Source organism: Streptomyces rubellus (assembly GCF_036323805.1).
In the GTDB taxonomy this organism is placed as follows: Bacteria; Actinomycetota; Actinomycetes; order Streptomycetales; family Streptomycetaceae; genus Streptomyces.
In genome coordinates, this window is record NZ_JAZDCX010000006.1 from 205,691 (window position 1) to 220,283 (window position 14,593).

The window sequence follows — 14,593 nt, forward strand, 5'->3', positions numbered from 1 at the left end:
GTGAATTGCCGTATGGAGCGGAGATCTGCTCGGTTCTGGGCGATGTGTTGCTGATTTGGTGATTTGGGTGAAATGCCCGTTTCTCGAATCAGATTGTGCACAGGCCGCCCACTCCCCTGTGGATAACTCCTGAGAAGGGCTCCGGCACCGCTCCCCCCGGCTCTCTCCGGTTGTCCCCGGGGCCTTCCGGGCTTCTGCCCGGGGCGCTCAGGCGCGGCCGTCGATGCAGCGCGTCAGCCAGTCCGACGCCTCGGCGAACTCCGCGTCCGTCGTCCCCGGCCGCAGCGGAGCGGCCTGCGACGGCTCGACGCCCGCCCGCGGATACGACCCCAGGAAGCGCACCTTCGGGCAGATCCGCCGCAGCCCCATCAGCGCCTCGCCCACCCGCCGGTCGGTGATGTGCCCCTCGGCGTCCACCGAGAAGCAGTACCGGCCGATGCCCTCGCCCGTCGGCCGGGACTCGATCCGCACCAGGTTGACGCCCCGCACCGCGAACTCCTGGAGCAGCTCCAGCAGCGCGCCCGGGTGGTCGTCACCGAGCCACAGCACCACCGAGGTCTTGTCCGCGCCCGTCCGCGCCGCGGGCCGCCCGGGCCGGCCGACCAGCACGAACCGCGTCTGGGCGTTCTGCGCGTCGTGGATGCCGGTCACCAGCGGCGCCAGCCCGTACCGCGCCGCCGCGAACTCCCCCGCGAATGCCGCGTCGTACCGCCCCTCCTGCACCAGCCGGGCGCCGTCCGCGTTGGAGGCCGCCGACTCCCACTGGGCGTCCGGCAGGTGCTTCGCCAGCCAGCGGCGCACCTGCGCCTGGGCCACCGGGTGCCCGGTCACCGTCTTGACCGACTCCAGCGCGGTGCCCGGCCGCACCAGCAGCGCGAACGCGATCGGCAGCAGCACCTCGCGGTAGATCATCAGCTGCCGGCCGGCGGCCAGCTCGTCCAGGGTCGCGGTGACCCCGCCCTCCACCGAGTTCTCGATCGGCACCAGGGAACCGCCCGCCTCCCCGTTGCGCACGGCGTCCAGCGCGGCGGGCACCGACACCATCGGCACCAGCTCGCGGGTGGCCGCCTCCGGAAGCGTACGGAGCGCGGCCTCGGTGAAGGTGCCCTCGGGGCCCAGATAGGTGTAGCGGCTCGCGGGAGACATACGGCCACAGTAGCCGTGCGGGCGGCGGCCCCGGCCCGGGTCTCAGCCCTCGAACAGCCGCTGCCCCACGTACCCGCCCTTCTCCGCCCCGCCCGGCACCGCGAACAGCGCGCTCGCCTCGTGCCGGATGAAGCGGGACAGCGCGTCGCCCCGGTCCAGCTTGCGCTGCACGGGCACGAAGCCCCGCAGCGGATCCGCCTGCCAGGCGACGAACAGCAGCCCGGCGTCGGGGGCGCCGTCGTCGCGGAAGCCGTCGTGGTACGAGAAGGAGCGCCGCAGCATCGCCGCGCCGCCGTTGGTCTCCGGCGCCGTCACCCGTACGTGGGCGTCGGCGGCGACGGCGAGCTCGCCGTCGGCGGTCCGCCGCTCCAGGTCCACCGGGGTGGTCTCGGTGCCGTCGGGACCGGCCGAGAGCGGGGCGCCGTCCGACTTGCGGCGGCCGATCACCTTCTCCTGCCCGGCGAGCGGGACGCGCTCCCAGTCGTCCAGCAGCATCCGGATGCGGCGCAGCACCGCGTACGAGCCGCCCGCCATCCAGCCCGGCTCGCCGCCGGCGGGCACGAAGACCCGCCGCTCGAAGTCCTCGTCGGTCTCCCTGGGGTTGTTGGTGCCGTCGATCTGGCCCATCAGGTTGCGGGCGGTGCGGGGATCGGCGGTGGCGCCGGGGGAGCGGTTGAAGCCGCTCATCTGCCAGCGCACCCGGGCCGTACCGGCCGCCTCGCGCTGGAGGGCGCGCAGCGCGTGGAAGGCCACCGGGGCGTCGTCGGCACCGATCTGCACCCACAGGTCGCCGTCGGAGCGCTTCGGGTCGAGCGCGTCGGCGGAGAACGGGGGCAGCGGCTCCAGCGCGGCCGGGCGGTGCGCGGTCAGGCCGGTGCGGTCGAAGAAGGTCCGGCCGAAGCCGAAGGTGACGGTGAGGGCGGACGGCCCGGCGTCCAGGGCGATCCCGGTGTCGGGCAGCCGGCCGGTCGGCACCTCGCCCGCCATCAGCGCCTCGGCCACCCGCGACCAGCGGCGCAGCAGCGCCGCGGCCTCCTTCCGGCCCGCGTCCGCCACCAGGTCGAAGGCGAGCAGATGGCCGTGCGCCTGCGCCGCCCCGGTGATGCCCGGCTGGTGCGTGCCGTGGAAGGCGATCCGGCGCCGCCCGACCGTGGCCAGGGCGGTGGGCGGTTCGGCCGCGGCGGACGCGGCCAGGGCGCCGCCGGCCGCGCCGAGCGCCAGCCCGGCGGCGCCGGCCGCGCCCGCGGCGCCGAGCACCCGGCGGCGGGACGGGCCGTCGGGCTCGGGGGTCTCGGCGGGCTCGGTGGGCTGGGTGGTGCGGTGGCGCTTCATGGGCCTGCGGTGTCTCGGTTCTCGTGGTTCTCGTGGTGGTTCTCGTGGCGGTGCGTGATCACGGGGGTTCGCGTCGGTCAGGGGAGGAAGAAGGTCATCCGCTCGGTCACCTGGTCGATGTCCGAGGTCCGTACGGTGACGGCGGCCTCCCAGACCCCGGACATGGGCAGCTGGAGCCCGGTGGCCGTCCAGCGTCCCGTGCCGTCCTCCGTCAGCTCGGCGGTCAGCGGGCCGATGTCCTGGGCCTCCAGGGTGAAGGCCAGCCGCACCTCCGGTACGTCCATGGGCTGCCGGCCGTCGGGGCCGGTGATGAGCAGCCGGACGGTGTTGTCGCCCTTGCGGCCGGGATCGATCTCGAGCTCGGCCGAGCCCTTGCCGTCCTGGCCGCCGGTGTCGAAGGGGGTGAGCAGTGTCAGTGTGCCCGAACCCACGGCCGAATGCTCCGCCGCCTCCCGGGCACTGGCGGCCGCCTGCGTCGTACGGGCCGGCTCGGTGCCGGTGAGCAGGGTCGTCACGGCGAGGACGGCCACCGCGACGGCCGCCTCGGCGAGCACCGACCGCCGCAGCCCGGTGCGCGGGAGGTCCGCGTCGCGCTCCCGGCGGCGGCGCGCGGCGTCGGCGGCGGCCCGCTGGCGCGCGAGCTGGGCGGCGCGCTCGGCGGTCGGGGCGTCCTCCGGGCCACCCGGGCCGTCCCCGTTCGCCCGCTCGGGGGCGGACGCGGCGGCCGTGGTGGTCGCGCCGGCCACCGCGGGGGCGGTCTCCCGCCGTTCGCTCCGCGCCTCCGCCGGGGCCGACGCCGACGCTGTCTCCTTCTTCCCTTCCGTTCCCGTCTCCGTCTCCGCCGCCGCCCCGGGCTCGGTGTCCGCGGTGTCCGCGGTGTCTGTGGTGTCGGCGGCGGCCGCGGGGGCCGTGTCCGCCAGCCGCGCGGTCCAGCGGCGGGAGTAGCGGGCGAGCGCGACCAGCAGCGCCACCAGGCCGACCTTGACCAGCAGCAACCGCCCGTAGTCGGTGGAGGTGAGCGCCGACCAGCTGCCGACCTGCCGCCACGACTGGTACAGGCCGGTGGCCGCGAGGACGGCCACACTGCCCAGGGCGAGCCCCGAGAAGCGGCGCACCGCCCCGGCGGGCACGGCGGGCCCCCGCCACAGGGCGGTCAGCAGGGCGGCCAGCCCGCCCAGCCAGACGGCCACGGCGAGCAGGTGGAGGATGTCCGCCGGGATCGCCACCCCGGTCTGGATGCCGGTCGAGGCGTGCTCGGCCAGGGCCCAGGTGGCGGCCAGCCCGACGGCGCCGACCGCACCGCCGACGGCCAGCCCGAGGAGCAGCTCGCGCCGGTCACGCGGCCCCCGCCCCTCCCCGGTGTCCTCCTCCCCGGGGGCTTCCCCGGTGTCCCCGGCCCCGTCGGCGACCAGCCGGGCGTACATCCCGAAGAGCACCGAGACGAACAGCGCCGCCACCGCGAGCAGCAGCAGTCTGGACACCAGCGCCGTGCCCGGCCGGGTCTCCAGCACCGCCCGGAGCCCGTCCGCGTCGAGGGCGTCGCCCAGCCGGCCCGAGCCGGTGTACGGGCCGCGCAGCAGCAGGGCCGCGATGGTGGCGGCGGTCAGGGCGAGCCAGCCGCCCACCACCAGGCGCTGCACCGCCCGGAGCCGGGCGGCACCGGGCCAGCAGGCCAGTACGAAGACCGCCCCGCCGACGAGCAGCACATAGCCGGTGTAGGCGGCGTAGCGGGCGATGTCGTACAGCGCGCCGACCAGGCCGCCGCCCGGCTGCTCGGCGGAGAGGGAGACGGAGGTCTCGGAGGGCGCCCCGACGGAGAAGGTGAAGCCGCCCGCGATGGGGTGGCTGTCGGCCGAGACCACCCGCCAGGCCACGGTGTACGTGCCGTCGGCGAGGCCGTCGCGCAGGCCCACCGCGTAGTGGAAGCCCTCCCCGGCGCCCGCTCCGTCGGACCCGGACCGCTCCCCCGGCTCGCCGTCATCCACCCGCTTGCCGTCCGGTGCCAGGACGCGGATGGAGTCGCCCGACAGCGCGACGTTCTCGGTGAAGGTCAGCGTCACCTCCTCCGGTGCGTGGGTGACCACCTCGCCCTCCGCCGGGTCGCTGTCGGTCAGCAGGGCGTGCGCGCCGGCCGGGGCGGCGCCGCCGAACTGACCGAGCAGGCCGAACGCGGCGAGCAGGACGGCCAGCAGGGCGGTACGCGCCCGGCCCCTGTCCCGGGCCCGGGCGCGTGACCGGGCGGGGGAGCGGTGCGCGGTGCGGGGGACGGCGGTGGTCATGGCGGTGACCTCACTGCTCGTGGGTGTGGGGGGAGTGGGTCGGGACGTGGTTGGTCGCCTCGACGGGGATCTCGATCTCGATCGGGTCGGACTTCTCGAACCGCAGCTCCACCGTGACCTTCTCGCCCTCCTCGGGTCTGCGGTCGAGGTCCATGAACATCAGGTGGCTGCCGCCGCGGCTGAGCTCCAGGGCGCCGTCCGCGGGCACGGGCAGCGAGGCGACCCGCTCCATCCGCCCGCCGTCGGTGCGGTGGATCTGCACCTCGTCGGCGATGTCGCTGGTCGCCGAGGTGAGCGCGTCGTCGCTGCCGCCGCTGTTGTGGACGACCAGGAAGCCGCCCGCGGTGTCGGTGGTCACCGGCTCGGGCATGTACGCGCCCTCGACGGTCAGCTCCGGCCCCGCCGTCCCTGTCTCCGTTGTCTCCGTATCCCGCGTCTCCGTCCCGGAGCCGCAGGCGGTCGCGCCCGCGGCGAGCAGCGCGGCGGTCAGCAGCGCGGCGCCCCGGCGGGCGCGGCGGACGGCGGGGGTGCGCGGCCGGGTCACGGCAGCTTCCCCTTCACCAGCCTGGGCAGGTCCTGCTCGTACACCTCGACGGGCACGTCCGAGGTGTACAGCACATGCGCCTTGTCGTCCTCCGGCAGGAAGGCGAGGACCTGGGTGCCGTGGGAGGAGACGACGTCGCCGTCCTCCTCCACCACCGGCGGCTCCAGGCTGATGCCCAGGCTGCGGGCGCCGGCCTGGATGGTGTCGAAGTCGCCGGTGAGACCGACGAAGTCGGGGTCCTGGGCGCGCAGCCACTTCCCGAGCGAGGCGGGGGTGTCGCGTTCGGGGTCGGAGGTGACGAAGACGACGCGCAGCCTGTCCTGGTCGGCCTCCGGCAGTTTGGACTTGGCGACGGCGATGTTGCTCATCGTCAGCGGGCAGACGTCGGGGCAGTGGGTGTAGCCGAAGTAGACCAGGGTCGGCCGGCCCCTGGTCTCCTCGATCAGCTCGTAGGTCTCGCCCTCGGTGTCGGTGAGGACCAGATCGGGCTTGTCGAAGGGGTTGCTCAGGACGGTGCCGCGCTTGACGGAGTCGGTGGGCTCCGACACGGCGGCGGTACCGCCGGAGTCGCCGGTACCGCCGCCGGAGGAGCCGCAGGCGGCGGTGGTCACGGCGAGCAGCGCGGTGGCGAGGGCCAGCGCGGCGGTACGACGGGCGCGCCGGGGATGGTGGCGCGGGATGTGGTGCATTTCTGGTTCTTTCCTGCTGTCGGTGGTTGTCGGCGCGCGGCCCCGGGAGGGGCCCGGCCCCGCGGTGCGCGGGGACGCGGGCCCCTCCCGGGCCCCGCGGCCGTCAGGCGGTGGTGCCGCGGCGGCGTCCGGCCAGCACGCCGAAGGCGATGCCGCCGGCGCCGGCGAGGATGCCGAGGACGCCGAGGACACGGGCGGTGGTGTCGGTGCCGCCGCTCTCCGCGGCGGTGTTCTCCGTGGCGTCCGCGTCGCCGTCCGCGCCGTCGCCGCCCTCGTCGGCGGCGGGTGCGGCCGCGTTGTCGGCGTCCTCGCCGTCCGCCTCGTCGGCGGGCGGGACCAGCTTCAGCACGGGCGCCGGGCTGTCCGGCTCCTCGCCGCCCTCGGCGGGCGGCTCCTCGATCCAGCGCACGACCTCCTTGTTGCTGTACGTCTGGACGGCCTTGAGGACGAGCCGGTCCACGTCCTCGGGCAGCTGCCCGACGGAGAGGGGGAACTGCTGGAAGGTGCCCGGCTTGATGCCGCCGCCGGTCTCCGTCCAGGTGATCTTGGAGGGCACCTCGTCGAGCTGCCGGCCGTGGAGCTCCAGCGGCTTGTCCAGCTTGGTCCTGGTGACCTCCACGTCCCAGCCGGGCACCGGCTGGGGCATCACCGAGGCGATCGGGTGCTCGGCCGGGAGGGTGACCTCCACCTTCACGGTGGAGGCGTTGTCGCGCTCGTTGGGGACCTTGACGTCGATGGTGGCGTAGCCGCCCTGCTCCGCGGTGCCCGGGACGGTGACGTGGGCGGCGGCGGGTCCGGCGAGGACGAGGGCGCAGACGCCGGCGGCGCCGGCGGCGGCCAGCCGTCGGCCGGACGGCAGCGGGCGGCGGACCGTGGTGCCGACGGCTTCGCGGGCGGCGGTGCGGGGGGTGGGCTGCATGGTGGTGACACTCCTCTGACACGGGTGGGGGGCGCCTCCCGGCACGGCGGGGCGGAACCCGGCACGGCGGCCGGACGGCGGCGGCCGGGCGGGAACGACCCGACGACGGGACGACCGGTCGGTGCCGGCCGGACAGGCCGGGCCCCGGGCCGGGCGGGCGCGGATTCGGTGTGCGCGCGGCACCGGCGCGCACCTCACCCGTGGGGTACGGAAGTGGGGGGCGTGCGCGTCAGGCCGCGAGGGCGAGGCCGTCCGCGGCGCGCGGCGGCCCGCGCCGGACCACCGGGTGCCCCGGCGGCAGGGAGCGGGGCGGTACGGGATCGGCGCCGCGGTCGGTGCGGGGCGCGGACCGCGGCAGGGGCCCGGCGGGCAGCAGCCCGCGGCTCAGCGCGCGCACCCAGCGCAGTGCGGTGCGCAGCGCCCGGACGAGCAGCGCGCCGGCCAGCGCGCCGCCCGCTGCGGCCTGCCGCGCGTACAGCCGGACCAGCCGCCACAGCGCTTCGTCGCCGCGGCGCAGCAGCCAGCCCATGACGAGCGCGGCGAGCAGATGGCCGAGCAGCATGGGCACGGAGAGCAGGGACAGCGCGGTGCGCACGGCGGCCTGGAGACACTCGGCCGGGGTGTCGGCGGCGAGCGTACCGGCCGGGACGGCGTGGTCCGCGTGCCCGGGGGCGCCGGGGTGGGCCGCTCCCGGGAGGGCGGACAGGGAGAGTCCGGCCTCGCCGACGACCCGGCGGGCCTCGGCCTCGCTCAGGGTGGCCGTGGCCCGGTCGTCGCACAGCAGCCGGCCGGCCAGCTCCAGCAGAGCCGGCCGGTCGCCGGCCGCCGGGACGCTCCGGGCGGCCGGTCCGCTCTGCCCGCAGGAGAAGAGGAAGTGCAGCGCGAACTGCCCGGCCGCCAGCAGGGCGGCGATGCCCGGCAGGGAGCGCTCGCGCCCGGCCAGCGGCACGGCCACGGCGAGGACGGCCACACAGCCCGCGCCGACCGTCCACAGCGGCAGGCCCTGCCCGGCGGCGAACACGTGCCCGGCCGCGGACAGGGTGACGCAGACCGCGGTGAACACCGCGGCCCGCAGCAGTCGCAGGTCGGCGGCGGCACGCGCGACGGGGGCTCTCATGGCCCGGCCATCATCTCACCCGCGCCGCCGCGGGCGGCAGGGCGTTGTGGAAAACCGATAATCCCGGCCACGGCGGGCCGTTCCCGTGCCTGTTCCCGCACCCGCTCCGTGCTCCCACGGCTCCCGCCGACCGGTGTCCACATCCGTCGACTCCGGGCGGTATGCGCTGATCATTCCTTCTCACGCGTTTTCCGTACCTCGCGGCACTCCTCCTCTCCGCCGAATGAGGGGTAGGAAGCCCGGGACGGCTTACCGGCGCCGACCCTGGCAATACGTATGCGTATGTCGAGCCGCAGCCAGGAGGCTGAGCATGAGCATCTGGTGGTCTCTCCACTTGCGGCGTGAGGCCGCGAGCGTTCCGCTCGCCCGGCGGCTACTGCTCGGCGCGATGGAGGCGGCGGGCGTCGACCCCGACGTCTCCTACGACCTTTCGGTAGCGCTCTCGGAAGCCTGTGCGAACGCGGTGGAGCACGGCGGTCCCGGGGAGTCCGGGCGGTCGGGCGCCGGGGAGTACCACGTGACGGCGTACATCGATGACGACATGTGCCGCATCGAGGTGGTCGATCACGGGCCGGGCTTCGGGGACGGTACGGCGCACGAGGACGGACACGGCGGCGTGTCCCGCACGACGGACCCGCTCGGTACGGCGGAGGACGCCGTACCGGCCATGGCGTTCGGCCCGCTGCTCGCCGACGCCGGCCTCCAGGAGGTGCCCCACGCCGGCGAGCACGGCCGGGGGCTGTTCCTGATCGAGGCGCTCGCGGACCACGTCGACTTCCGCAACGGGCCGGGCGACGGCGCCGTGGTCTGCTTCGACAAGCTCCTCAAGTGGCGGGAGGACGCGCTGCTGAAGGCGTCCTGACCCGTGTCCGTGTCCGTGTCCGTGTGTCCGTACCCGTCCCCGGCTCCGGCCGGGCGGACGGGGGGAGGGCGGTCCCGTCCGGGACCGCCCTCCCCGCGGTACGCGGTACGCGACACCCGGTGCGCGGGTCAGCCGCGCAGCCGGGCCATCCACTCCTCGACCTCGTCCGAGCGGCGCGGCAGCGCGGCGGAGAGGTTCCGGTTGCCGTCCTCGGTGACGAGGATGTCGTCCTCGATGCGCACCCCGATGCCCCGGTACTCCTCGGGCACCGTCAGGTCGTCGGGCTGGAAGTACAGGCCCGGCTCGACGGTCAGGCACATGCCCGGCTCCAGCGTCCCCTCGGCGTACGTCTCGCGGCGCGCGACGGCGCAGTCGTGGACGTCCATGCCGAGCATGTGGCCGGTGCCGTGCAGCGTCCAGCGGCGCTGGAGACCCAGCTCCAGCACCCGCTCCACCGGGCCCTCGACCAGGCCCCACGCCACCAGCCGCTCGGTGAGGACCCGCTGGGCGGCGTGGTGGAAGTCCAGGTACTTCGCGCCCGGCTTCACCGCCGCGATGCCCGCCTCCTGCGCCTCGTAGACGGCGTCGTAGATCTTCCGCTGGAGGTCGGTGAAGCGGCCGCCGACGGGCAGGGTGCGGGTGACGTCGGCGGTGTAGAGGGTGTGGGTCTCCACGCCCGCGTCCAGCAGGAGCAGCTCGCCGGAGCGGACCGGGCCGTCGTTGCGCACCCAGTGCAGGGTGGTGGCGTGCGGCCCGGCCGCGCAGATGGAGCCGTAGCCGATGTCGTTGCCCTCCACCCGGGCGCGCCGGAAGAAGGTGCCCTCTATGTACCGCTCGGAGGTGGCCTCGGCCCGGTCCAGCTCGCGTACGACGTCCTCGAAGCCGCGCACCGTGGAGTCGACGGCCTTCTGCAGCTCGCCGATCTCGAAGTCGTCCTTGACCAGGCGCATCTCGGAGAGGAAGACGCGCAGCGCCTCGTCGCGCTCGGCGGTGGTCTTGTCGCGCAGGGCCGCCTCGACGCCCGCGTCGTACCCGCGGACCGTCCGGACGTCGCCGCGGGCCTCGCGCAGCGTGTCGGCGACGGTGCGCACGTCCGCGCAGGGCAGGCCGTAGAGCCGCTCGGCCTCGGCCAGGCTGTGCCGGCGGCCCACCCACAGCTCGCCCTGGCCGTCGAGCCAGAACTCGCCGTTCTCGCGGTCGGAGCGGGGCAGCAGGTACAGCACCGCGTCGTGGCCGCCGCCGTCGCGCGGCTCCATGACCAGGACGCCGTCCTCGGTCTGGTTGCCGGTGAGGTAGGCGTACTCCACGGAGGCGCGGAACGGGTACTCGGTGTCGTTCGAGCGGGTCTTGAGGTTGCCCGCCGGGATCACCAGCCGCTCGCCGGGGAAGCGGGCGGAGAGCCGCGCGCGCCGCTCGGCGGTACGGGCGGCCTGGGGGACCGGGGTCAGGTCGCGCAGTTCGGTGTCGGCCCAGCCGGTCCGCATGTTCTCGGCGAGCTCGTCGGAGACGCCCGGGTACAGGCCGTTCTTGCGCTGCTTGATCGGCTGCTCGTCCGCGTGCTCGTCCGTGTGCTCGTCCGGGGTCTCCGGCGTCTGCTGGTCAGCCACGTCGCTGCCTCCTCCTGCTGGTGGTGTGGGCCTGGTGCGGGCCTCCTCCATCGTAGGTCCGCGCGGGCCGCCGGCCGGGGCCGCGAACGGGCCGGGCGGACTCAGAACCGCGCCACGAGCAGCACGGCGTCCTCGGCGGCCCCGGTTTCCCCGGTGCCGCCGGGAGCGAGGGCGCGCAGCAGATGGTCGGCCAGCGCGCCGGGGTCGTCGCGGACGGCGGGCGCGGCGTGCTCGGCGGCCGACCGGAGCAGGTCGACGGCCCGGTCGAGGGGTTCACCGGTGCGGCGCAGCAACCCGTCGCTGTAGAGGAGGAGCGTCTCCCCGGCGGCCAGCTCCAGCTCGACGCTGGGCGCCTCCCAGCAGGTGAGCATCCCCAGCGGCGCGGACAGCGCGGTCTCGGCGAACTCGGTGCGCCGCGGCCCGACGACCAGCGGCGGGCAGTGCCCCGCCCCGGCCAGCACGATCCGGGCGCCCCCGGCCGCGGCGGCGGACCCGGAAGCGGCCGGCTCGGCGTACCCGAACAGCACGGTCGCCGCGCGGGCGGGCTCGGTCAGCCGCAGCAGCACCTCCAGGTCGGACAGGACGGCGACCGGGTCCTCGCCCTCCAGCACCGCGTACGCCCGCAGCGCCGCGCGCAGCCGTCCCGTCACGGCCGTCGCGTCCGGACCGGAGCCGGTGACCGTGCCCACGGACAGGGCGAGTCCTCCGTCGGGCAGCGGCAGCGCGTCGTACCAGTCACCGCCGCCGCACGGTCCGGTGCGGTGCCGGGCCGCCAGCCGCGCCCCCGGCACCCGGGGCAGCCGGCCGGGCAGCAGCCCCTCGCGCACGGTGTCCAGGGCGTCCCGGGCGCGGGCCAGGTCGAGTTGGCGGGCGAGGTGCTCGGCGGCCTGCCGCGCGTACAGCCGCAGCAGATGGCGGCGGCGCTCGGTCGGCCGGGCGGGCTCGTCGTAGAACCAGACGGCCGCGCCCACCTGTCCGGCGGTGCCGGTCTCCAGGGCCACCGCGTAACTCGCGGCACAGCCGAGCCGGGCGGCGACCTCGCGGTGGCGCGGGCCGAGGCGGGTGTCCCGGCCGATGTGGGGGAGGACGACCTCCCGGGGGCCGGCGGGGCCGTCCCCGGCGGCGGGCTCCAACGGTTCGGGCGACAGCAGCGCGAAGGGGCCGGGACCGCGCGGCACGGTCTCGATCTGACCGAGGTCCGCCACGCCCAGACCGAGCCCGACGGTGGTGCCGGGACCGACTCCGCGGGGCCGTCCGGCGGGCGGACCGGGGTGCTCCGCCGGATCCGCCGGGGCCAGCGAGAGCAGCCCGCGCCGGGCGCCGGCGAGGGCGGCCCCGGTGCGGAGCACCTCGTGCACCGCGCTCTCCAGGGTGGCCGTGCGCAGCAGGCGTTCGGTGAGCCCGTGGAGGGTGGTGAGGTCGGAGAGCCAGCCGGCGAGCCGGTCCTGGACGGCGGCGAGGTGCTCGACGGGCCGGGCCGGGCCCGGGCCCCGCAGCGGATCCGGCCCGGGGCCGTCCGGGAGGTCCCCGGCGGGACGCGGGCGGGCCGGTGCGGACTGCCCGCGGGACGCGGCGGAGGGCGGACCAGTGTGCTGGGGAGGCGGTGTCGGGGAGTTGATTCCGGCCAGTTTCGGCGGGCGTCGGGCGTTCACGGGCGGTGGTTCCCGGCGCGGTCCGGCATGCTCGACAGCATCGCGAACCCCCATGTCGTGCTGCTCCGCCATCAATGTCTCCAGGTGTACACGCCCTGATGGTGAGATGTCCAGCATTGTCCCAGCGGGCCGCAGGTGTCCCGGAGAACGGTTCCGCCGCCCGCGGCGAGGAGGGAATGAGACGTTTCCGGGGGGTGTCGGGAACTTGGCCGAAAACATACGCTGTGCTCGGTGGTGCGCGGTCGACTGGCGTCTGACACGGCAGCGCGTCATCACGACTGTTGTGGGTACGTGAGTACGTACGGCAAGAGGGATCGGGTGGTCGGGCCGCGTCGGAACCTGGCGGCGGGCCCGCACGTCTCACGGGACGGAACCGGGGCGTGTCCTCGTACGCGGCGACCGAGATCAGAGCAGGATCGGCAGCGGGACGCCGCGCGGGCACGAGGCAGTACGGACAGCACGGGCGCAGCCGCGGGGCGCGCCGCTCTCCGTGTTCCACGCCCGGTCCATGGAAGGCCCGGGGCCGCGGGGGGACATCGCGGTGCCGCAGCGCCCGGCAGCGTGTGTGCGATCACGTGGGATCCACAGATGTACAGGTGTGAGGGGGGTCGGTCAGCCGCCATCGGCTGACCGGTCCGGATAGGTCCTTGTTGATCTTTGGCGTTACGGAAAGGAACGAGCGCTGATGCGCGAGATCCTCGGAAGGCGACGCATGACCCGCTGGGCGCTGCGCGACGCGGCGCTCGTCTGCGCCACACGCTGGGGGTGGCCGGTACTGCCCGGGGTGGCACCGCGGGAGTCCAGGCGCCTGACCGCACGCCAGTCCGGGCAGTCACGGGGGCGCTGCTCCTGTCCGCGGCCCGACTGCGCCGTGCCCGGCGCGCACCCCTTCGACCCCGGGCTGCTGGCGGCCACCACCGACGCCCGCATGGTGCGCTGGTGGTGGACCGGCCGCCCCGACGCGCCCATCCTGCTGGCCACCGGGGGCCGCGCGCCCTGCGCGCTCAGCCTGCCGGCGGCCGCGGGCGAGCGGGCCCTGGCGGAGTTCGACCGGCTCGGGGTTCGCACCGGCCCGGTGATCGCCACCCCGACCCGCTTCGTCCTGCTGGTGGCGCCGTACGACCTGGAGGAGCTGGGCGAGCTGCTCTACGCCCAGGACTGGGTGCCCAGTTCGCTGCGCTTCCACGGCGAGGGCGGTTATGTGCCGCTGCCGCCGTCGCGCACCGGCACCGGGCAGGTGGACTGGGAGCGGCCGCCGTCTGTGGGGGACGGCGGAACTCCGTGGCTGCCGCGGATGGAGTCCCTGGCGGACGTGCTGGTCCGGGCGAGCGCCCAGGTCCCGGACACCGGCAGCCGGCTGGCGTACTGAGCGCGGCGCACCGCGGGGTGCGGTCCCGGCCGGCGTCCCGGCCGGGACCGCACCCCGCGGTGCCGGTGGCCGGACGGGGCCCGCCCCGCCCACTCGCGTTCACTCGTACGGGTAGCGGTGCGCCGGAGTTGGAGGGAAACAGGCGCTCTGTCCCCCGGGGCGCCGGTCCGTTCCCGGTATGTTTCGGCCCACCCGGAGGGCCCGCCGAGGGCTCTCGCTCCCCGGCGAGTCGCAGGTGGGTAGCCCATGCATGAGCCGCAGCACCGTGCCTCGAACCTCCGCAACCTCCGCCTGGCCGCGCTCGCCAGTACGGTGGCGCTCGCCGCGGCCCTGCCACTCGCCGTCGCGACCGCCGGCCCGGACTCGCCGTACGCGTCCGGCCTCCGGCACACCGCCGCCCCCTCCCCGACCCCGGCGGCCCCGGCGTCCCCGCCCCCCGGGGCACCCGCGGCCCCCGGCTCCGCCGACCTCGCCATCCCCCCGGAGCTGCTGTCGGACGTCGGCCTGTCGGAGGTCACCGCCGTCTGCGGGGCCCAGGCCGCAGCACCGGAGGGGGTACGGGCGCAGACCTGCGTCCTGACCCGGGGCAGCGCCACCTGGGGACGGATGTACTACCGCAACACGACGGGCGAGCCCCTGCCCGGCGCCCTCAGCCTGACCGGTCCCGACGGCCGGACGGTGCACATGCCCTGCTCCCTGCCCGCGACGGACCGGCCGGGCGCGTGCGACACCCCGGCACGGCGGCGGACGGCCGGGACCCGTGCGGACGGGGAGCCGCCGTACGCGGCGGTGGCGGAGATCGGGGCGCCGGACGGGGAGCGGCTGCTGCTGCGGTCCGGCAGCGACACCGGCGGCGACACCGTGCGGTGATCCGGGGCGCCCGCCCGGGGGCCGGCCGCCGGGGACACCGCACCGGGCCCGGACATGAGAAGACCCGATCGCTGGCGACGGGGGATGCACCAGCGACCGGGCAGTTAGAACGGTAACAAGTAACGGCCCGTTCGCAAATTCCACCGATCCCTTCAAGCCGTCTGTTCACCCGCCCGCAACGGGAGTTGTGACAGGAGTCACGGCGGG

The 14,593-nt window shown here is 75.8% G+C and carries 12 protein-coding genes; 3 read left to right on the top strand and 9 right to left on the bottom strand.

Annotated features, from left to right (window positions below; all coding sequences use genetic code 11):
- Positions 1–207 precede the first annotated feature (207 nt).
- The 7 genes from pheA to V1L54_RS09435 form a co-directional block, all read right to left on the bottom strand.
- Entirely contained in the window at positions 208–1,146 is a 939-nt protein-coding gene (pheA, locus tag V1L54_RS09405) for a prephenate dehydratase (RefSeq protein WP_330117446.1), read from the bottom strand.
- A gap of 42 nt (positions 1,147–1,188) precedes the next feature.
- Entirely contained in the window at positions 1,189–2,478 is a 1,290-nt protein-coding gene (efeB, locus tag V1L54_RS09410; protein ID WP_330117447.1) for an iron uptake transporter deferrochelatase/peroxidase subunit, read from the bottom strand.
- Between the two features lie 77 nt (positions 2,479–2,555).
- A complete protein-coding gene (locus V1L54_RS09415) occupies positions 2,556–4,757 on the bottom strand; it encodes a copper resistance CopC/CopD family protein (protein WP_330117448.1) in 2,202 nt (733 codons plus the stop codon).
- 10 nt (positions 4,758–4,767) lie between these two features.
- On the bottom strand, positions 4,768–5,301 hold the full coding sequence (locus V1L54_RS09420; RefSeq protein ID WP_330117449.1) for a copper chaperone PCu(A)C: 534 nt from the start codon (positions 5,299–5,301) through the stop codon (positions 4,768–4,770).
- Positions 5,298–5,990: an SCO family protein gene (locus tag V1L54_RS09425; RefSeq protein ID WP_330117450.1), complete on the bottom strand. Its 693-nt coding sequence runs from the start codon at positions 5,988–5,990 to the stop codon at positions 5,298–5,300. Before V1L54_RS09425 ends, V1L54_RS09420 begins: the two co-directional genes overlap by 4 nt.
- A 103-nt stretch (positions 5,991–6,093) precedes the next feature.
- Complete coding sequence (locus tag V1L54_RS09430; RefSeq protein ID WP_443076567.1) at positions 6,094–6,849, bottom strand: YcnI family copper-binding membrane protein; 756 nt, start codon at positions 6,847–6,849, stop codon at positions 6,094–6,096.
- A 289-nt stretch (positions 6,850–7,138) separates the two neighbouring features.
- Positions 7,139–8,026, bottom strand: a complete 888-nt coding sequence (locus V1L54_RS09435) for a hypothetical protein (protein WP_330117452.1) — start codon at positions 8,024–8,026, stop codon at positions 7,139–7,141.
- Between the two features lie 310 nt (positions 8,027–8,336).
- Between V1L54_RS09435 and V1L54_RS09440 the strand changes: the two genes are divergently transcribed.
- Positions 8,337–8,888, top strand: a complete 552-nt coding sequence (locus tag V1L54_RS09440) for an ATP-binding protein (RefSeq protein ID WP_330117453.1) — start codon at positions 8,337–8,339, stop codon at positions 8,886–8,888.
- Positions 8,889–9,016: 128 nt separating this feature from the next.
- Here V1L54_RS09440 and V1L54_RS09445 read toward each other — a convergent pair whose 3' ends face one another.
- On the bottom strand, positions 9,017–10,495 hold the full coding sequence (locus V1L54_RS09445) for an aminopeptidase P family protein (RefSeq protein ID WP_330117454.1): 1,479 nt from the start codon (positions 10,493–10,495) through the stop codon (positions 9,017–9,019).
- 101 nt (positions 10,496–10,596) lie between these two features.
- On the bottom strand, positions 10,597–12,264 hold the full coding sequence (locus V1L54_RS09450; protein WP_330117455.1) for a PP2C family protein-serine/threonine phosphatase: 1,668 nt from the start codon (positions 12,262–12,264) through the stop codon (positions 10,597–10,599).
- Between the two features lie 568 nt (positions 12,265–12,832).
- Between V1L54_RS09450 and V1L54_RS09455 the strand changes: the two genes are divergently transcribed.
- Both V1L54_RS09455 and V1L54_RS09460 read left to right on the top strand, forming a co-directional pair.
- The gene (locus V1L54_RS09455; RefSeq protein ID WP_330117456.1) at positions 12,833–13,516 is read left to right on the top strand and encodes a bifunctional DNA primase/polymerase; all 684 of its coding nucleotides are present in this window, start codon (positions 12,833–12,835) and stop codon (positions 13,514–13,516) included.
- Between the two features lie 246 nt (positions 13,517–13,762).
- Positions 13,763–14,386 carry a hypothetical protein gene (locus V1L54_RS09460; protein ID WP_330117457.1) on the top strand — a complete coding sequence of 208 codons (624 nt, stop codon included), beginning with the start codon at positions 13,763–13,765 and terminating at the stop codon, positions 14,384–14,386.
- Positions 14,387–14,593 lie beyond the last annotated feature (207 nt).